This window comes from Streptomyces sp. NPDC101225, from assembly GCF_044767585.1.
Classification (GTDB): Bacteria; Actinomycetota; Actinomycetes; order Streptomycetales; family Streptomycetaceae; genus Streptomyces.
The window spans coordinates 1-18,854 of sequence record NZ_JBIWOE010000042.1; the positions used below are offsets into that span (position 1 = coordinate 1).

At 73.9% G+C, this 18,854-nt stretch carries 16 protein-coding genes and 1 pseudogene; 9 read left to right on the plus strand and 8 right to left on the minus strand.

Annotated elements, in window-relative coordinates:
* The 4 genes and pseudogenes from ACIRPX_RS37545 to ACIRPX_RS37560 all read left to right on the plus strand — a co-directional run.
* A partial coding sequence (locus ACIRPX_RS37545) for an L-serine ammonia-lyase, iron-sulfur-dependent, subunit alpha (RefSeq protein WP_404203795.1) occupies window positions 1–252 on the plus strand: 252 nt, incomplete at its 5' end.
* A complete protein-coding gene (locus ACIRPX_RS37550; protein WP_404203797.1) occupies window positions 246–434 on the plus strand; it encodes a hypothetical protein in 189 nt (62 codons plus the stop codon). The genes ACIRPX_RS37545 and ACIRPX_RS37550, both read left to right, overlap by 7 nt.
* Window positions 431–1,759: a D-inositol-3-phosphate glycosyltransferase gene (mshA, locus tag ACIRPX_RS37555; RefSeq protein WP_404203799.1), complete on the plus strand. Its 1,329-nt coding sequence runs from the start codon at window positions 431–433 to the stop codon at window positions 1,757–1,759. Before ACIRPX_RS37550 ends, mshA begins: the two co-directional genes overlap by 4 nt.
* Before the next feature lie 51 nt (window positions 1,760–1,810).
* Window positions 1,811–2,123 (plus strand): annotated as a pseudogene (locus tag ACIRPX_RS37560) (TSUP family transporter); the annotation flags it as partial.
* 24 nt (window positions 2,124–2,147) lie between these two features.
* On the opposite strand, the gene ACIRPX_RS37565 reads toward ACIRPX_RS37560, so the two are convergent.
* The gene (locus ACIRPX_RS37565; RefSeq protein WP_404203801.1) at window positions 2,148–2,435 is read right to left on the minus strand and encodes a metal-sensitive transcriptional regulator; all 288 of its coding nucleotides are present in this window, start codon (window positions 2,433–2,435) and stop codon (window positions 2,148–2,150) included.
* Window positions 2,436–2,556: 121 nt separating this feature from the next.
* On the opposite strand from ACIRPX_RS37565, the gene ACIRPX_RS37570 reads away from it, so the two are divergent.
* Entirely contained in the window at window positions 2,557–3,102 is a 546-nt protein-coding gene (locus tag ACIRPX_RS37570) for a rhodanese-like domain-containing protein (RefSeq protein ID WP_404203803.1), read from the plus strand.
* A gap of 49 nt (window positions 3,103–3,151) precedes the next feature.
* Window positions 3,152–3,592, plus strand: coding sequence for a VOC family protein (locus tag ACIRPX_RS37575; RefSeq protein WP_404203805.1), 441 nt, complete (start codon window positions 3,152–3,154; stop codon window positions 3,590–3,592).
* Window positions 3,593–3,643: 51 nt separating this feature from the next.
* On the opposite strand, the gene ACIRPX_RS37580 is transcribed toward ACIRPX_RS37575, so the two are convergent.
* From ACIRPX_RS37580 to ACIRPX_RS37605, 6 genes are all read right to left on the minus strand, one after another.
* Entirely contained in the window at window positions 3,644–4,888 is a 1,245-nt protein-coding gene (locus ACIRPX_RS37580) for a PucR family transcriptional regulator (protein WP_404203807.1), read from the minus strand.
* Between the two features lie 122 nt (window positions 4,889–5,010).
* On the minus strand, window positions 5,011–5,952 hold the full coding sequence (locus tag ACIRPX_RS37585; protein WP_404203809.1) for an alpha/beta hydrolase: 942 nt from the start codon (window positions 5,950–5,952) through the stop codon (window positions 5,011–5,013).
* Between the two features lie 9 nt (window positions 5,953–5,961).
* Window positions 5,962–9,960: a beta-ketoacyl synthase N-terminal-like domain-containing protein gene (locus ACIRPX_RS37590; protein WP_404203811.1), complete on the minus strand. Its 3,999-nt coding sequence runs from the start codon at window positions 9,958–9,960 to the stop codon at window positions 5,962–5,964.
* Window positions 9,957–11,777: a fatty acyl-AMP ligase gene (locus ACIRPX_RS37595; RefSeq protein ID WP_404203813.1), complete on the minus strand. Its 1,821-nt coding sequence runs from the start codon at window positions 11,775–11,777 to the stop codon at window positions 9,957–9,959. The genes ACIRPX_RS37590 and ACIRPX_RS37595 overlap by 4 nt, the downstream gene beginning before the upstream one ends.
* Before the next feature lie 65 nt (window positions 11,778–11,842).
* Complete coding sequence (locus ACIRPX_RS37600) at window positions 11,843–13,423, minus strand: acyl-CoA carboxylase subunit beta (RefSeq protein ID WP_404203815.1); 1,581 nt, start codon at window positions 13,421–13,423, stop codon at window positions 11,843–11,845.
* A gap of 211 nt (window positions 13,424–13,634) precedes the next feature.
* Window positions 13,635–14,162 (minus strand): CGNR zinc finger domain-containing protein, encoded by a 528-nt coding sequence (locus ACIRPX_RS37605; RefSeq protein WP_404203817.1) that lies wholly within the window; start codon window positions 14,160–14,162, stop codon window positions 13,635–13,637.
* Between the two features lie 26 nt (window positions 14,163–14,188).
* Between ACIRPX_RS37605 and ACIRPX_RS37610 the strand changes: the two genes are divergently transcribed.
* The 3 genes from ACIRPX_RS37610 to ACIRPX_RS37620 all read left to right on the plus strand — a co-directional run bounded on the left by ACIRPX_RS37610 (window position 14,189) and on the right by ACIRPX_RS37620 (window position 17,408).
* On the plus strand, window positions 14,189–14,698 hold the full coding sequence (locus ACIRPX_RS37610; protein WP_404203819.1) for a GNAT family N-acetyltransferase: 510 nt from the start codon (window positions 14,189–14,191) through the stop codon (window positions 14,696–14,698).
* Between the two features lie 315 nt (window positions 14,699–15,013).
* Entirely contained in the window at window positions 15,014–16,702 is a 1,689-nt protein-coding gene (locus ACIRPX_RS37615; protein ID WP_404203821.1) for a hypothetical protein, read from the plus strand.
* A gap of 310 nt (window positions 16,703–17,012) precedes the next feature.
* Window positions 17,013–17,408, plus strand: a complete 396-nt coding sequence (locus ACIRPX_RS37620) for an acyl-CoA thioesterase (RefSeq protein ID WP_404203823.1) — start codon at window positions 17,013–17,015, stop codon at window positions 17,406–17,408.
* A 43-nt stretch (window positions 17,409–17,451) separates the two neighbouring features.
* On the opposite strand, the gene ACIRPX_RS37625 is transcribed toward ACIRPX_RS37620, so the two are convergent.
* On the minus strand, window positions 17,452–18,672 hold the full coding sequence (locus tag ACIRPX_RS37625) for a metallophosphoesterase (protein WP_404203824.1): 1,221 nt from the start codon (window positions 18,670–18,672) through the stop codon (window positions 17,452–17,454).
* Window positions 18,673–18,854 lie beyond the last annotated feature (182 nt).

Consider the following 18,854-nt stretch of genomic DNA (forward strand, 5'->3'; position numbering starts at 1 on the left):
GGCATGGAGCACAACCTCGGCCTGACCTGCGACCCGGTCGGCGGCCTGGTGCAGATCCCGTGCATCGAACGCAACGGCATGGCCGCGGTCAAGGCCGTGACCGCCTCCCGGATGGCCTTGCGCGGCGACGGCCGCCACCACGTCTCCCTGGACAAGGTCATCAAGACGATGAAGGACACCGGCGCCGACATGAAGGTCAAGTACAAGGAGACGGCGCGCGGTGGACTCGCCGTCAAGGTCATCGAGTGCTGACCTTCGTTGAGCCCGGTCGGCCGGGAAGCGCGGCCGGCAGTGCGGGAGTGCCCCGGAGCGGCACGCCCTCGCTCACCAGGAACCCGGCCCGACCGCCGCTCGTCGGCTTCCCCCGGGGCGGCCTGATGAGCGTGCGCACGGGCGAGGAGCGCATCGACATGACGGCCGAGGCCGTCGCGTGACCCGGCTCACGCCCCCCGGCGCCGGCACCGTCGGCCCGCCCCCTGCCCGGCCGCCGGGTGCCCACGGCCGCCCCCGCCGGGTGGCGATGCTCTCCGTGCACACCTCGCCGCTGCACCAGCCCGGCACGGGCGACGCGGGCGGCATGAACGTCTACATCGTCGAGCTCGCGCAGCGCCTGGCCGCGATCAACATCGAGGTGGAGATCTTCACGCGGGCCACCGCCGCCGCCCTCCCCCCGGCCGTGGAGCTCGCGCCCGGCGTACTGGTGCGCCATGTCGACGCCGGCCCCTACGAGGGCCTGGCCAAGGAGGAGCTGCCCGCCCAGCTCTGCGCCTTCACCCACGGTGTGCTGCGGGCCTGGGCCGGTCACCGCCCCGGCCACTACGACCTGGTCCACTCCCACTACTGGCTCTCCGGGCACGTCGGCCGGGTCACCGCGGAGCGCTGGGGCGTCCCGCTGGTGCACGCCATGCACACCATGGCCAAGGTCAAGAACGCCAGCCTCGCCGACGGCGACACCCCCGAACCCGCGGCCCGCGTCGTCGGCGAGACGCAAGTCGCCCGTGCCGCCGACCGGTTGATGGCGAACACGGAGAAGGAGGCCGACGAGCTCCTGCACCACTACGCCGCCCACCGGGGACGCGTCGCCGTCGTCCACCCCGGCGTCAACCTGGAGCGGTTCCGGCCCGCCGACGGCCGGGCGGCGGCCCGCGCCCGGCTGGGGCTGCCGCAGGACGCGCTGATCCCGCTCTTCGCGGGCCGCATCCAGCCGCTGAAGGCCCCGGACGTCCTGCTGCGCGCCGTCGCCGTCCTCCTCGACCGCCGCCCGGAGCTGCGCTCCCGCATCCTGGTGCCCGTCGTCGGCGGCCCCAGCGGCAGCGGTCTGGCCCGGCCGGAGGGCCTGCAGAAGCTGGCGGCCGAGCTCGGCATCTCCGACGTCGTACGGTTTCGGCCGCCGGTCGGCCAGGACCGGCTGGCCGACTGGTTCCGGGCGGCGTCCGTCCTGGTCATGCCCTCCCGCAGCGAGTCCTTCGGCCTGGTCGCCGTCGAGGCACAGGCCTGCGGCACCCCGGTGATCGCGGCCAAGGTCGGCGGCCTGCCGGTGGCCGTACGGGACGGCGCGAGCGGCATCCTCGTATCCGGCCACGACCCGGCGGACTACGCCCGCGCCCTGCTCGCCTTCGCCGGCGACCCGCACGTCGGCGCCCGGATGGGCCGCGCCGCCGCCCGCCACGCCCGCTCGTTCGGCTGGGACAGGGCCGCGGCGGCGACGGCGGACGTGTACGGGGCGGCGATGCGCGAACGCCGCCTGCGCCTCTCCTAGCGCTGTGGCCGGGACAGCCACGCGTCGCCGGGCTCTTGCCGGCTTTCAAAAATCCTCGGGGTGGGCGGCGGCTTCCTCGCCGTACCGGCCCTGGTGAACGTCCTCGGGCCGCGGATGCGGGCGGCGGTGGGGACGAGCCTGCTGGTCATCACCGTCAACTCCGTCGCCGCGCTCGCCCTGCGCGCGGGCACGGCCGACGGAATCGACTGGGCCGTCGTCGGACCGTTCGCCGGGGCCCGCGGTCCTCGCCGCCTGGGACGGCCGGCGCCTCGCCGCGAAGATCTCGGGGCGCTCGCTCCAGCGGATCTTCGCCGTCGCGCTGCTGGGCGTGGCGGTGCTCATGCTGATCGGTTCGGTGGTGTGAGCGCGGCCACCACGGCCCTGCGGCTCACGCCAGTGAGAGGAACAGCTTCTCCAGCCGGGTGCGCATCTGCTCCACGTCCTCGCCGTTCTTCCGGCCGGACTCGACATCGGTCAGGCACTGCTGAAGGCCGGTGGCGATGATGGCGAACCCGGCACGGTCCAGGGCCCGCGAGGCCGCGGCGAGCTGAGTGATGACGTCCTCGCAGTCGCGCCCCTCCTCGATCATCCGGATCACTCCGGCGATCTGGCCCTGAGCGCGACGCAGCCGGTTCAGCACGGCCTTCAGTTCCGCGCCCGCGAGCTCCATGTCCACGACTACTCCTCGATCCACTCATACCCCGAGGGGTACTGTACGTCCCGTTTCGGGCCGGCGTCGAACTTCCGACGAACCACCTCTCGACCCTCCTGAGGTATGGCAGAGGAACACCACTGCCATGACCACTTCTTCCACCCCCTCCGCCCTCGGCACCGGCCAGGCCCGCCCTCGGCTCCACGAGCTGACGATCACCGACGTGCGCACGCCGGGCGAGTACGCGAGCGGCCATCTGCCCGGTGCCGTCAACCTTCCGCTGGACCAGGTGAACGGCGGCCTGCCCGAGATACGGCAGGCCGCCGAACGCGGCGACCTCCTGGTCGGGTGCGCCTCCGGGGCACGCTCCGAGAACGCCCGCAAGCTCCTCGCCGAGCGGGGCGTCACCGTCGCCAGCCTCACCGGCGGCACCGGTGCCCGGGCCGCCGCGGGGCACGAACTGGACCGGCCGGCGGTCTGCGCGACCCGGGCCACCTGGGGCCTGTGCCGGGTCTGGAACGACCAAGGGTTCTCCCACTGGCCGACCCGCACACTCCACGACGCGGGCGACGACTCCGGCAGTGGCCCCTTCCAGCGCGGCCTGGCCCGCGGCCGCCTCGACCGGCTCTTCACCTCCCCGCACGCGGCCCGGGCCTTCGCCGAACTCATGACCGGAATCGACCCGGCGTAGACCCGTCACTCCGTCCCGTCACACACGGGCGCCGGGTTCCGTCAGCGAAGTGACCTGTCACCGCATCGGATCGGACACCACCATGCTGACCAACGTCATGTTCGTGACCATCTACGTCACCGACCAGGACCGCGCGCTGCGCTTCTACACCGATCAACTCGGCCTGGAGAAGCGCGTCGACGTCACGGGACCCGACGGGCGCTTCCTCACCGTGGCCGTCCCCGGCAACCCGCTGCAGTTCGTGCTCTGGGCGCACCCCGCGGCGGCGGGGCAGCCGGCCGACGTCCGGCCGGGCGCCACCCCCGGCATCGTCTTCCTCGAATCGGACGACCTGCGCAAGGACTTCACCGTCCTGCGCGACCGCGGCGTCCCCTTCGACAGGCCCGAACCCGAGGACTACGCCTTCGGCATCCGTATCGAGGCCACGGACCCGGACGGCAACCGCATCTCGCTCCGCCAGCGCAACCGGGCCACCGCTGACGGGAGTTGACGGCTCCCGGTTGTCACCTCGAGGTGCAGCGGGCACCGTCCGCCCACGTGATCACCCGCCGGACCGGTCCTCCCCGTCGAAGCGCGCCGCGCGTGCCGGCGCGGCGCGCAGCGCGAGGATCAGGTCCAGGCGGGTTCCGGGGTCGTGCAGACGGTCCCCGAAGAGCTTCTCGAGCCGGCGCAGGCGGTAGCGGACCGTCTGCGGGTGGACGTGCAGGCGGGCGGCGACGTCGGGCACGTTGCCGCCGCCGAGCAGCCAGGCCAGCAGCGTCTCGGCAAGCCGCGCCCGCTGCCCCTCGGACGCGGCGTCCAGCGGAGCGAGGACGTGCGCGGCGAGATGGGCGAGCAGCGGTTCGTCGCCGTGGAGCAGCAGGGTGGAGAGGTGGTCGGCGCAGCGGACGACGCCCTGGCGGGGCAGGACTCCGCGGCCCATCAGGGCCAGGGCCCGTGTCGCCCACCGCAGCGACCGTGCGGCCTCCGCGAGCGGGACCGTGGGGCCGATGGCCGCCGGGCGTCCGCCCAGGCCCAGGACGAACGCCCGCCCACCGAACCGTCCTGTGCCCTCCGGGTCCGGCACCAGCACGCGCGGCGGCCGGGCCTCCAGGTCCGCCAACGCCCCCGGTACGGCCGGCAGCCGGTCCTCGACGCGCGCGTCCGCACAGGACGCCAGCGCCACGACGGCCACCTGCGCGGGCACCCGCCACCGTGCCCCGTGCGCCAGGTCCCGCACCGTCTCCGGGGACACCGGCCCGTCGTCCAGCAGCAGATCGAGCAGCCGTCTGCGGCGCCGGTCCAGCTCGTGCGCGCTGCGCGCCTGTGCCTGCGCGTATCCGGCGGCGGCCGCCTCGGCGACCTCGTGCACCGTCCGGAACGCCAGTTCGCCCAGCGCCGCCACGGCGGCCGTGTCCAGGCCGAGTTCCTCCGCGGTGCGGGCCATCAGCCGCCAGGCGTGCAGACCTCCCACCCGCAGCGCCGACTGCAGCGCGTCCAGGCTGCGGCCCTCCAGGGCCTCGCCGCGCCCCAGTCCGTAGTACGTCGCCGCGATCGACGCCCCCTGGCCGCACGGATCGGCGATGCGGTCGACGAACAGGGTGAGCGCCTGCACCACCCCGGCCCGCAGATTGCGGCGGTAGGCGCCGTCGGCGGGCCGCGCGTACTCGGGAACCTGGCGGCGCACCTCCTCCTCCACCTCGTCGGCGACGCGCTCGAGCTGGGCGTACAGCAGCTCGGCCAGCTCGGGCGGGACCGCTGGGGTGCCCGGACCGCCGGGCGTACCGCGTGGGGTGGGGACGGCCACGACGGACACTCCTTTCCCCCGGAGACGGCTCCTCCACGGACCGGTGCCCATGGGCAGGGGGGAACGTCCCGTGTTCGACGCAAGCCCCCTGCGCTGCGTTCCGTGCCCCGGCTGCACCGGCCTCACTCCGGCAGTCCCAACGCACCGGCGAGCATCGGCCACGAGGCGGTGAACTCCCTTTTCCAGTACGCCCAGCTGTGCCCTCCTCCCGCGTAGTAGTGGGTGGTGACCGGGATGCCGAGCAGGGCGAGGGCGCCGGTGAAGCGGTGTGCGGAGGGCCACAGCAGGCTCTCCAGCGCTTCGGGCAGCCAGTCGCCGAGGCCGCCCGCGACACCGCTGCCGCTGGAGACGTACAGCGGGGTGCCGCGCAGCCCGGTGGCGCGGGCCCGCGGGTTGAAGTCGTGCCAGACGCGCAGATCGAGCAACGGGCTGCCCCACAGCGAGTGGGGCGCCAGGTTCTCGCGGGCCACGATCGCGTCCACCAGGGCGGGCACGCCGACGGCCGTCGTGTCGAGGATGCCGCTGTAGGAGGCCGCGGCGGCGAACGCCCCGGGATGGCGGGCCGCGTGCGCCATCGCGCCGTAGCCCCCGGTGGACACGCCCGCCACGGCCCGCACCCCGGAGGCCCGGTAGTCGCGGGCCAGCAGCGCCGGCACCTCCTGGACCTGGAACGTCTCGTAGTCGGCGCCGCTGCGCCAGGCGGTGGGAATGCCGGTGGGGCCCGCCTCCGGCATGGCCACGATCAGGTCGCGGCCCTCGGTGAAGGCTTCGATGTCCGTCTCCCGGGTCCACGACGTGTAGTCGTCGTGGGCGCCGTGCAGCAGATACAGCACGGGATAGGTGCGGCCGGGCCGCGTGCCGAAGCCGGACGGCAGGATCAGCCGTACCGGCGCGCTGCGGCCCAGCGCGGCGGAGGCCACGGACACGTCGAAGGTGCGGGTGCCGACCTGGGCCGCGGCCCGGGCGCGTCCGGCGGCCGTGACGCCGAACAGGGCGGCCAGTCCGGTGGCGGCCGCGGCTCTGGTGAGGCAGCGTCGGGAGATTCCGGGGGTGCTGTACGGCATGGCGGCTCCTCAGTCCGGTTGAGCGTCCGGCCGGGCGGTTGGGTCCGGCGGGGCGAGCACCCGCCGCAGGTGTGCGGCGATCTGGTCGACGTGCGGCGGGTCGAGCAGCGACAGGTGGTGCCCCGGGACCGGTACGACGGTCAGCCGTGGACACACCTCGTCCCAGCCGAGCGCGTCGTCGTCCCGCTCGTACGCCGGGTCGTGCACGGTGTGCGGAGCCGGTGCGGTGGCCCGGTACAGGACCACCGCCCCCTGGTAGGCGCCCGGCCGGTGCGCCTCACCGGTTCTCAGGTCCACGTAGGAGGCCCGCTGGTGCTCCAGCGCGGCGGCCGGCACCTCGACGGCTGCGCGCAGGACCCGCAGCACCCGTTCGATGCGCTCGTGGTCGTCGTCCGTCGCCACGAGTTCGTCGTAGGGCAGCCGCAGTTCGACTCCGTAGGTGTCGGCGACGTGTCCGGCGAAGCCCGTGAGGTGCGCGCGGATGCGGTCGGCCCGGGTACGGCCCGGCAGGGGCAGGGGCCGCACGGAGTCGATGAGCGCGACCAGCTCCACCACCCGTCCGGCGGTGGTCAGTTGCCGTGCCGTCTCCTGGGCGAGGAAGCCGCCGAAGGACCAACCGCCCAGCGCGCATGGCCCGTCGGGATGAGCGGTGGCGATCACCTCGGCGTAGCGGTGTGCCTTCTCCTTCACGGTGCGGGCGTCCTCGATCCGCTCCAGGCCGTACACCGGCCGGTCCCCGCCGAGCCGTTCGGCCAGCGCGCGGTAGACGCCGGTGGGCCCGCCCGCCGCGTGGAAGAGGAACAGCGGGGGCTGTGTGCCGCCGGCGCGCAGGGCCCGCAGCGGAGCGGACGTCGCCGTGCCGATCCGGTCCGCCACCTCGCCGACGGTGGTCGCGCCGAACAGTTCGCGCAGGGGCAGCGCGACCGTGAACTCCCGTTCCAGGGCGGTGCGGATGCGGACGGCCATCAGGGAGTCGAGCCCGAGGTCGGTCAGCGCCGTCGCGGCGGTGACACGGGCCGGCGGATGACCGGTGACGGCGGCGATGTGCCGGCTGACGCGGGCGGCGACCGACGTGTCCGCGACGGCGGGTGCGGCGGGCTCCTCCCAGCGTTCCGCACCCGCTGGGGCCGCTGGGGCAGCGCCGTCCGTCCACCAGAACCGGGCGTGCCGCCAGCGCGGACCGGGCAGGTCGACGACCTGCCCCGGCGGCAGGGGAAGGCGCAGACCGGCCGCGTACAAGGCGCCCAGCTCCCGCTGGAAGACGGCTGATGCGTCGGCGTCGCGGCGCACCGTGCCCACGGTCAGCGCGCCGGGCACCGTGTCGGCGACGCAGCGGCCCAGCACCGGGTGCGGCGAGATCTCGACGAAGACGGTGTGGCCGTCCTCCGCGGCCGCCGCCAGGGCCCGGTCCAGGCGAACCGGCCGGCGCAGGTTGGCGGCCCAGTGCGCGGCGTCGAACACGCAGTCGCCGCGGGGATCGTCGAGCACCGTGGAGTAGACGGGGACCCGCGGGCGGCCTCCCGCGACGTCCGCCAGGGCCGCGGCGAGATCCGGGAGGAGCGGGTCCACCTGGGCGCTGTGCCCGGCGCCGGCCACCGGCATGGCACGGGCGGTACGGCCCTGCTCCTCCAGCCGTCGCACCAGCCGCGCGACCGCGGCTCCGTCACCGGTGACGACCTTCTGCCGGGGCGAGGAGTGGACGGCGACCTGCACACCGGCGAAGTCCCGTGCCAGCATGGGCAATTCGTCGTCGTCCAGATCGACGACGGCCATCGCTCCTCCCCGCAGCCCGCCGAGCAGCCGGGCCCGTGCGACGACGACCCGCGCCGCGTCCGGCACGTCCAGCGCGCCCGCGCAGACGGCGGCGGCCACCTCGCCCATGGAGTGGCCGATGACGGCGACGGGTCGCGCACCGTAGGAGCGCCACAGCTCGGCGAGCGCCAACTGCACCGCGAACAGCATGGGTTGAGCGATGTCGAGGCGGTCGAGCGCGGCGCCCCGGGTCAACCGCTCGTGGAAGGAGAATCCGAACGCGTCGGAGGTCTGTGCGTCGAGCTTCTCCACGGCGGCGGCGAAGGCCGGTTCCTCGGCCAGCAGCCGGCGCCCCATCCCGGGCCACTGACTGCCGTACCCGGAGAACACCCAGACCGGCCCGCGCCCGACGAGATCACGGTCACCGGTCACGACCCGCGCGTGCGGCCGCCCATCGGCCAACACGTCCAGGGCCTCGGCCAGTTCGGGTGCGTCCCGCGCCACGATCGCCGCCCGTACGGGGCCACGGCCCGCGCGTCCCGCGAGCGTGCGCGCCACGTCGGCCGCGCGAACGCGGGCCCCCTCGGGCGAACCCAACCACGCCGCGAGCCGCTTCGCGGTGTCGCGGACCCGCGCCGTGTCGACGTCGGAGAGCACGTGGAGGCGGGACGCGGGCTCCTCGGCCGGCGGCCGGGGGAGGACGCCGGGCCGCCACTCCTCCAGGACGGCATGGGCGTTGGTGCCGCCGAACCCGAAGCCCGACACCCCGGCGACGGCGGTGCCGCCGTAGCGCGGCCACGGCTCGGGCTCGGTCACCACGCGCAGCCGCGGGTCGTCCAGGGCGCTGCCGTGCGCGCAGTGCAGCGACGGCGGGATGCGGTCGTGGTGGAGCGCGAGGACCGTCTTCACCAGGCCGGCGATGCCCGCGGCGGACTCCAGATGACCGAGGTTGCCCTTCACCGAGCCGAGCAGCAGGGGCTGTCCGGGATCGCGGCCCGCGCCGAGCACGGCGGCGAGCGCTCCCGCCTCGACGGGGTCGCCGAGCGGGGTGCCGGTGCCGTGCGCCTCGACGTGGTCGACGTGCGCCGGAGTCAGGCCGGCCCGAGCGTAGGCGGTGGTCAACAGAGCCTGTTGCGCGGCAGGGTTGGGGGCGAGGAGGCCGTTCGAGCGCCCGTCGGAGTTGACGGCGGTCGCGCGGATGACCGCCAGGACGCGGTCGCCGTCCCGTTCGGCGTCCGACAGCCGTTTCAGCAGGACGGCCGCGCAGCCCTCCCCGCGCCCGATGCCGTCGGCTACCGGGGAGAACGGCTTGCAGCGCCCGTCCGGCGCGAGCGCGCCCGCCCGGGCGAAGGCGACGCCGACGACGGGCGACAGCAGCAGGTTGACCCCGGCGGCGAGCGCCGTGTCGCTCTCACCGGTACGCAGACTGACGCAGGCGTGGTGCACCGCGACCAGCGAGGAGGAGCAGGCCGTGTCGACGGCCAGGCTGGGGCCGCGGGTGTCGAGGACGTACGCCAGCCGCCCCGCCGTCACGCTGAGGGCCCCGCCCGCCGGGGCCCACGGGTCGACGGCCGCCGGGTCGGCGCCGGTGAGCTGCCCGTACTCCGCGGCCGAGACACCGACGAAGACCCCGGTGGCCGTCCCGGCGAGGGCCCGCGCCGGAACGGCGGCGTGGTCGAGCGTCTCGCGCACGACCTCCAGCAGGATCCGCTGCTGCGGGTCCATCACCGCGGCCTCGCGCGGCGTGATGCGGAAGAACTCGGCGTCGAAGCCCGCGATGTCGTCGAGATAGCCGCCGTACGCGGGCGCCTCGTCGGGCGGGAAGGGCGTGAAGTCGCCCCATCTGGCCTCCGGAACGCGCCGGACGGCGTCGACCCCCTCCTCCAGCAGCCGCCAGTAGTCGGCCGGGCCGTGCACCCCGCCGGGCAGCCGGCAGCCCACCCCGACGACGGCGACCGGTTCGCCGGCCACGGCCGGAGGCGGGGACGCGACCGGCGCGGGCGCGAGGACGTCCGCCGTACCGCACAGGTGCGCGACCAGAGCGTCCCCGGTGGACACCTCCCACAGCAGCGTCGCCGGCAGCTCGCGGCCCGTCAGCAGGGACAGTTCACCGGCCAGCACGACCGCGTCCCGCGAGGACATGCCCAGGTCGGCCAGCGGGCGGTCCATCGGGACGGGCCCGGCGGCCCCGCCCTGCCAGGCGGCCACCCGTTCGCGGACCAGGCGGCGCACCGCGTCCTCGTCGACGGCCCTCATCGTGTGCGCCGCGCCGCGTAGGCGCCCTCCAGATACCGGGCACGGGTCAGCGCCCGCGACACCTTGCCGCTGGACGTCCGGGGCACCGTGCCCGGCGCGACGAGCACGACGTCGGCGAGCCGCAGCCCGTGGCGGACGGAGACGGCCGCGCGCACGGCCCGCTCCAGGGCCGGCACGTCGATGTCGGCCAGGCGCAACGCCCGCGCGTGCTCGGCCACGACCACCACCCGCTCGACGGTGTCGCCCGGCACCGCGAAGGCGGCCAGCCGGTCGCGCCGTACGGCGGGATCGGCCTCCTGCGCGGTGGCCTCCACATCCTGCGGATAGTGGTTGCGGCCGTCGACGACGATCAGGTCCTTCAGCCGGCCGGTCACGATCAACTGGCCCTCCAGCACGGTGCCGAGGTCGCCGGTGCGCAGCCAGCGGCCGTCGTGCGCCTGCCCGTCCGCCCCCTGCGCGACCGTCGCGGCCGGGTGCGCGGCCGTCGTGGCCGCCTGCGCGACCGTGGTGGCCGCCTGCGCGACCGTCGCGCCGAAGACCCGCCGCGTCTGGGGTCCGTTGTTCCAGTAGCCCCGCCCCACGTTGGGACCCTGCACCCAGATCTCCCCGACCTCCCCCTCGGCGAGGGCGCCGCAGGAGACGGGATCGACGATGCGCACCCGCTGCCCCGCCGGGGTCCCGCAGCCGGCCACCAGCACGGCTTTGGGGTCGTCCGGCCGCGCCGGCAGGGCCTTGCCGGAGGCGAGCGCGTCCCGGTCGAGGGCGAACCGGGCGACCGGCTCGCCCGGCCGGGTGGCACTGACGAAGACGGTCGCCTCCGCGAGACCGTACGAGGGACAGTGCGCCCCGGCGGGCAGCCGCTGCGCCGCGAACGCGCTGTGGAAGCGGTCCGCGGTGCCGGGCCGGACGGGCTCGCTGCCGTTGATCAGCGCGGCGACGCCGTCCAGCCGCAGGTCCGCCTTCTGCGCCTCGGTGACGGCGGAGGCGCAGTAGTCGTAGGCGAAGTTGGGTGCCGCGCTGATGGTCCGCGGGTGTGCGCCGAGCAGCCGCAGCCAGCGCGCCGGTTCGTACAGGAAGGCGGCCGGGTCCATGACGACCGACAGCAGACCCCGTACGACCGGCGCCGCGACGCTCAGCACGAGTCCCATGTCGTGGTAGAGCGGCAGCCAGCCCACGCAGGTCACCGGGTGCGCGTCGGCGCCGTAGGCGGTCAGCGCCTGGCGGGCGTTGGCGACGACGTTGGCGTGGGTGATCTCCACGCCCGCCGGGACGCGGGTGGAGCCGGACGTGTACTGCAGATAGGCGGTCGCCCCGGCGTCCGGCGCGGGGGCCCGCCAGCCCTGGGCGGCGGCATCCGGCACCTCGTCCGCCGCGAGGACCGGTATCCGCGTGCGCGCGCACAGGCCACGCACCTCCTCCAGGGCGCGGCTCGTGGTCAGCACGACGGACGGGCGCGCGTCGGCCAGGACCCCGGCGAGCCGGTCACCCTGCCCGGGCAGACCCGGCGGATACAGCGGTACGGCGACCAGCCCGGCGGCCAGCGCGGCGAGGAAGCCCGTGACGTACTCCGTCCCCTGCGGGCACAGCAGCGCGACGCGCGCCCCGGGCTCGGCCCGCTCGCGCAGCCGGGCGGCCAGCGCCCGCACCCGCACGTCCAGGCGCTGCCAGGTGAGGGTGCGATGCACCCCGCGCGAGCCGGGGGAGGGGTGATCGACGAACGTGAACGCCCTGCGGCCGGGGGCGGTTTCGGCCCAGTGCCGTACGTACTCGGGCAGGGTCCGGTGCACGGGCGCGTGCGGGGGGCGGCGGCTTTCCATACGGCGTGGCTCCTCACATGGCGGTTCGGCCGGCGGGGTCGTGCGCATGGGGGGGACGGTGCTGTTCAGAGCGGGATGTTGCCGTGCCGTCGCTCCGGCATCGGGGCGCGCTTGCCGCGCAGCGCGCGCAGGGCGCGGCAGATGTGGGCGCGGGTGTCGCGCGGGGCGATGACGGCGTCGACGTACCCGCGCTCCGCGGCGGGGTACGGCGTCCCGTGCGTGCGTTCGTACGCGGCGACGAGACGCGCGCGCAGTGCCTCGGGGTCGGCGGCCGCGGCGAGTTCGCGCCGGTGCAGCACGCCCACCGCACCCTCCGCCCCCATCACGGCGATACGGGCGGTGGGCCAGGCGAGGTTGACGTCCGCGCCGAGATGCTTGGAGCCCATCACCGCGTACCCGCCGCCGTAGGCCTTGCGCACCACGACGGTGATCTTCGGGACGGTGGCCTCGGCGTACGCGTAGAGCAGTTTGGCGCCGCGCCGGATGATGCCGGCCCGCTCCTGGCGTACGCCGGAGAGATAGCCGGGGACGTCGGCGAAGGTCAGCAGCGGTATGCCGAACGCGTCGCAGAACCGCACGAACCGCGCCGCCTTCTCGGAGGCGTCGATGTCCAGGACACCGGCCGAGTGCAGCGGCTGGTTGGCGACGATCCCGACGCTGGCTCCCTCGACCCGGGCGAGCGCGCAGATGATGTTCGGCGCGAACAGCTCCTGCACGTACAGGAGTTCACCGTCGTCCGCCACCGACTGCAGGACGCCCCGCATGTCGTAGGCCTGCCCCGGCCGGTCGGGCACGACCCGGTCGAGCGGATCACCGCCGACGGCGGCCCCGGGAGCGTAGGCGGGCGGCCGCTCGAGGTTGTTGGCGGGCAGATACGACAGCAGTTCGCGTACGGCGTCCAGGGCGTCCTCCTCGTCGGCGGCGAGGAAGTGGGCGTTGCCGTTGACGGTGTTGCTGGTGCGCGCGCCGCCCAGGTCCTCGGCGGTCGTGCGCTCCCCGGTGACCGCCTCGATGACGTCGGGGCCGGTGACGAACATGTGCGAGGTGCCGTCGACCATCACCGTGAAGTCGGTGATGGCCGGCGAGTAGGCGGCGCCGCCCGCGCACGGCCCGAGGATGACGGAGATCTGCGGGATCACCCCGGACGCGCGCACATTGCGTCGCACCAGCTCCGCGTAGAGGGCGAGCGAGACGACGCCCTCCTGGATGCGGGCACCGCCCGAGTCGTTGAGCCCGACGACCGGGCAGCCCGTCTTCAGCGCCAGGTCCATCAGGGCCACGGTCTTCTCGCCGAAGGCCTCGCCCATGCTGCCGCCGAAGACCGTGGAGTCCTGCGCGAACACGCAGATCGGCCGCCCGTCGACGGTGCCGTACCCGGTCACCACCCCGTCGCCGTACGGGCGTTGAGCCCCCTCCTGCGTGGGCCGGGCCCGCACGAACAAGCCGGTCTCGCAGAACGAGCCCTCGTCGAGCAGCCGCTCGATCCGCTCGCGTGCACCGAGGGCGCCCCGTCGTCTGGGCACCCCCGGGACCACCGCCCGGGCATGGCGGCGCTCCAGATCGGCCAGGCGCCCGGCGGTGCCGTCCGGTGCGGGTGCGGGTCCGGGCGCGGGGGCGGGTCCGGGCGCGGGGGCCGTGGGCCTCACCGTCGCCGCCGCCGTGTTCAGGGATGTTGCCGCCGTGTTCCGGGATGTCGTCGCCTCACGCGTCACAGCCACCTCCGAAGTTGCTTTCGAATATGGCAGTGGGACGGGGGAGGGTTTGGTTGATTGCCTCTCTGTTTGCGGGAGTTGAGTCCCACGGAACGACGGTTGCTCCGGACGTGACAAGGGTTGGGGCGCGCCGGGAGGTTTGCGGTCAGGAAGCGGTGGTACGGGCGGCGCGGTGGCGGCGGACCGCGTCGCGGTTGGCGCAGCGCTGCGAGCAGTAGCGCCGGCGGCCGGTACGGGAGGTGTCGGCGAAGATCGCGGTGCACTCCGTGACATCGCAGCGCCGCAGCCGGTGCATGCCGCGTCCCGTCAGGTGCAGGGCGGTGCCCACGGAGATCAGGGACAGCAGCAGCGTGCCCAGCGGCTGACGGTCGTCGCGGTAATGCACGTGCCAGCCGCTCCCGGCGTGGTTCGTCATCCGGGGATAGGCGGCGGCCGACGCCAGCATCGCGTTGAGCAGCCCGGCCCGCTCGTGCTCGTCGGCCGCGTCGACGACCTTCTCCCACGCGTCGAGCGCCTCCACGGCGTCGGCGAGGTCCTCCGGGGTGGCCGGGCGGTCCAGCACCAGTCCGGCGGCCCGGCAGCGGTCCGCGAGGTCCCCGGCGTCGGCGGGGCGCCGGTTGGCCAGGTCCGCGGCCAGCTTCACGGCATCCTCGCCGTAAGGGTTGAGATGCATAAGACCATTACATCAGGCTGGCGGGCATGGCACCACGCACCCGGACCACCAGCGCCGTACGGCAGGCCGAGGAGTACGACCTCGTGGAGCTCCTGCGCCTGCGGACCCTGCTCCTCGACGACCTCGGCGGTGACTGCTTCAACCCCGCGGCGGACGAGGGTAGTTGGCTGGACGCCCTGGCCGTGGTGCTGAGGCGGCAGCTGAGGGCGGGCGACGTGCGCATCCTGGTCGTGGACGGAGAGGGGGACCGGAATGCTGACGGTGGCCTCGCGGCCTGGGGCATCGGCCGGATCGAGCACCGGCTGCCCGGGCCGCACCTGCGCAACGGCCGCGTCGGCCACGTGATCGGCGTGATCACCGACCCGGCCCACCGGCGGCGCGGTCACGGCCGGGCGATCATGCGAGGTCTGCTCGACTGGTTCCGCGAACACGAGGTCGCCCGCGTCGACCTCTACGCCTCCGCCGAGGGCGAACCCCTCTACCGCGACCTGGGCTTCCGGGACCTCCCGGATCCCGCGCTGTACTGGCGCCCCTGACCTGAACCGCCCCGCCTCTCAGCCGATTACGCCGCCGGTGCCATTCTGGACGACACGGGCGCGTTGTATTTGACTCGGCCTCATTTCCTGTTCCCGGCCGAAGATTTTGCCATGCGCCGGGCCAACTGGCCTCCCGCGCTACCCCATCCGGTGGCATATGGCCGCCGTAGCGTTAATCCACCTTCCGATTTCCTGATTATTCCACTGTCCGGCTCTTGGTACTGACCAGCTGTCACCAAGCTCCGAACCAAGTCGAGGAGAGTGGAATCAATGACGACATCGCCGAGATGGCGATCTGTTCTGGCGTCAGCCACCATGGTCGCCGCGCTTGCCACCACCCCACTGACGACTCCGCTGTTCGCCTTCGCCCAGGACGACAGCAGCCCGATGCCCCCGCACCCGGGGCAGTCGTCCGGAACGGGCGCTCAGTCGCAACCGGCGGAGGCGGTACCCCAGGCACACCCGGCACAGTCGGCACACGAAGCCGAGCCGGAGAAGCCGGGGCACGACTCCAGGCCCGAGAAGCCCGCGCATGACGCGAAGCCCGAAAAGCCCGCGCATGCTTGGACACCCGAAAAGCCTGGGCATGAGAGCAAGCCTGAGCATGAGGGCAAGCCCGGTCAGGAGGGCAAGCCTGAGCATGAGGGCAAGCCGGGCCAGGAGGGCATGGCTGAGCATGGGGGAAAGCCAGGTCACTGGACCACGCCGGAGAAGCCGGCTCATCCGGAGAAGCCGGCCCATCCGGAGAAGCCGGAGTACCCGTCGAAGCCGGCCCATCCGGCCAAGCCGGAGTACCCGTCGAAGCCGGAACACCCGGCTCACCCGGCCAAGCCGGAGTATCCGGCTCACCCTGTGAAGCCCGCATACCCGTCGCACCCTGTGAAGCCCGAGTATCCGGCTCATCCGGTGAAGCCGGAGATGCCCGCGCACCCGGTGAAGCCCGCGTACCCAGCCCATCCGGTGAAGCCCGCATACCCGTCCAAGCCGGTGTATCCGGTCCGTCCGGCGAAGCCGGAGCTGCCTGCCTACCCGGTCAAGCCTGCCTACCCGGTCAAGCCCGCGTATCCGGTTCGGCCCGTGAAGCCGGTCTTCCCCTCGAAGCCGGTTCGTCCGATGCTGCCGCAGATGCCCGTGTACCCGGTGAAGCCGGTGTACCCCTCGAAGCCTGTGATGCCCGCGTATCCGGTCAAGCCTGAGAGGCCTGCTTACCCGGTCAAGCCCACGTATCCGGTGAAGCCGGCGATGCCTGCCTACCCGGTGAAGCCTGTGTATCCGACGAAGCCGGAGATGCCCGCGTACCCGGTGAGGCCGGTGAAGCCGGCGATGCCTACCTATCCGGTGAAGCCTGCGTATCCGATGAAGCCTGCCATGCCCGCGTACCCGGAGAAGCCCGCTTACCCGACGAAGCCGGCTTATCCGGCGCGGCCGGAGAGGCCCGCTTACCCCGCGAAGCCGGAGATGCCCGCGTATCCGTCCAAGCCGGAGCGGCCGGCGTATCCGGAAAAGCCCGCCCTGCCGGCCCACCCGGTAAGGCCCGAGAAGCCGGCCATGCCGGCCTACCCGGCAAAGCCGGAGAAGCCTGCTTATCCGGCGCGTCCCGAGCGTCCGGCTTATCCGGCGCGGCCGGAGAGGCCCGCCTATCCCGCGAAGCCGGAGAGGCCCGCCTATCCCGAGCGGCCCGAGCGGCCCGCATACCCGGCCAAGCCGGAGCGCCCCGCTTATCCGGAGCACCCTGCCAAGCCGGAGCGCCCCGCTTATCCGGAGCACCCGGCCAAGCCGGAGCGCCCCGCTTATCCGGAGCACCCGGCCAAGCCGGAGCATCCCGCCTACCCGGAGCACCCGGCCAAGCCGGACTACCCCGCGCGGCCGATGAAGCCCGATCACCCGTCGAGGCCGATGAAGCCGGACTACCCGTCGCAGCCCATGAGGCCCGACCACCCGTCGAGGCCGGACGTCCCGTCAAAGCCGGACCACCCGTCGCTCCCGTCGAAGTCCTCGTGGTAGCACCGCGTCTCCTCCCGCAGGAGAACGCAGCGAGGTGACCGCCTCGCCGCACCCGTCGGCACCGGAGACACCGACAGGGCGGCGCGGGGTGATCACGCGAAGGGCGCCTGACACGCGGTCACGCTGTCAGGCGCCCTCGCGCGTCCGGAGCCGTACGACGAGGCGACGCTCCAGCCGTTCCGGACGCGGGAGTCGGCGTTGAAGAACCGGGTAATGGTGTCCGTGATGAACATGTACTCCGCCGTGGCCGGCACGCCCGGGGACCGCCGCACGCCCGGCCGCACCGATGTCGCCTGAATTCGCCCGCATCGTGCACCGATCCCGTGTGGAGTGGTCGGACACCGATGCCTCCGGCCACTACCACAACGCGGCGGTAGGCCGCTTCGTGGAGGCGGCCGAGGCGGCGCTGGTGCGCGAGCGGGGCGTCGTCGGCTACTTCGGCGCCGCGCCCCGCGTGCGCTACGAGGTCGACTTCGCGTCTCCGCTGTGGTTCGGGCAGCAGGTGACGACCGTCCTGGCCGTGGAGCGCATCGGCACGTCGTCGATGACGTTCGGGTTCGAGGTGTGGGGCGAGGAGAGCGACGGCCGTCCGCGCGGCCTCGCCGCTTCCGGCCGCTACACGGTCGTACACGTACCGCCTCGGGACGAACGGGTCAGCGAGCCCTGGCCGGCCGCCTGGGTCGAGGCTCTGACCGGGAATCCCTGACCCCGGTGGGCAGCTCCGAGCGGACGCGTCGCCCCGCCGAGTGCTACGGCGAACTGGGCAGGTGCGGGGAGCGGAGCACGAGCAGGGTGATCTCGCTGGGGGCGAAGACGCGGAACGGCGGGCCCCAGAAGCCGGTGCCGCGGCTGGTGTAGAGGAGCGTGCGGGTGCCGTGGTGGCTGAGGCCCGCGACGGCCGGCTGGTCCAGTCGGACCAGGTGGTGGAAGGGCCAGATCTGGCCGCCGTGGGTGTGGCCGGAGAGCTGGAGGTCGACGCCGTCGGCTGCCGCCCGGTCGACGAACTTGGGCTGGTGGGCCAGGAGCAGGACGGGCAGGTCGGGGTCGGCGCCGTCCAGGGCTCCCGCGAGGTGGGCGCGGTGGCCGGCCAGGCCGGAGGACTCGGCGGTGACGTCGTCCACGCCGGCGACCACGAGGGTGTCGCCCCCGCGTTCGAGCAGCAGATGGCGGTTGCGCAGCGGCTCCCAGCCCAGCTCGTCCATCAGGTCGACCCAGCCCTGGGCCTCGCTGTAGTACTCGTGGTTGCCGGTGACGTAGACACGGGCCCGGGTGGCCCGCACGGTGGCGAGCGGGAGGGCCTGGGCGCGGCGGCGCTCGGCCGTGCCGTCCGCGATGTCGCCGGTGTGGCAGACCAGGTCGGCTTCGAGGGTGTTCACCTTCTCGCACACCCGTGCCGACCAGCGGGCGCGATCGAGTGGGCCGTAGTGGGTGTCGGTGATGAGGGCGACGCGGGTGCCGTCCAGCCCGGCACCGAGCCGTGGCAGGTGCACGTCGAGTCGGCGCACGCGCGGCACGCGGCGTGCCTCGGCGAACCCCCAGGCGAGCAGCACGGCGGTCACGCCCAGCACGGCCCACGTGACGATTCGGGCCCGGTCCTGGCTTTGGCCGACGCCCGCCACGGTCAGGGCGAGGCGCAGGAAGACGCCGAGCAGAACGGACCAGGTGAACAGCACCCAGCTGCTGCCCAGCAGGGTGGCACCGATGATCGCCGCCCAGTCCTGCTGGCGCCGGCCGTGGCCGCGCATCATCGCGAGCGGCATACCGATGAGGCCGAGGACGAACAGGGCGGTGCCGACCAGCGTGACGGGCAGCGGCCAGTGCTGGCCGCCGTACAGGAGTACCGAGCAGGGCACGGCCCACAGCAGCACGGGGGCGATGCGGGGGATGTAGCGCATCAGGCGGTGCAGCCGGCTGCGCCGCGGTGCTTGGGCCTCACCCTCGGTGGTCCGGGTGTTGCTGGTGTCGGTCACGCTTCGCCTCCCTGACCAGGCTGCCGTCTCGCGCACTGTATCCGGTCGCCTTCGGGCCGACCGGACCGGCGTGCACGGGCGCGGCCCCCTGGAGCGCGGGGTTCTGCGCGGGATGTGGAGCGTAACCCCTGGTGTCGGAGTGCCTGGAACGCATCGATGCCTCCAGGCACTCCCACTCGGCA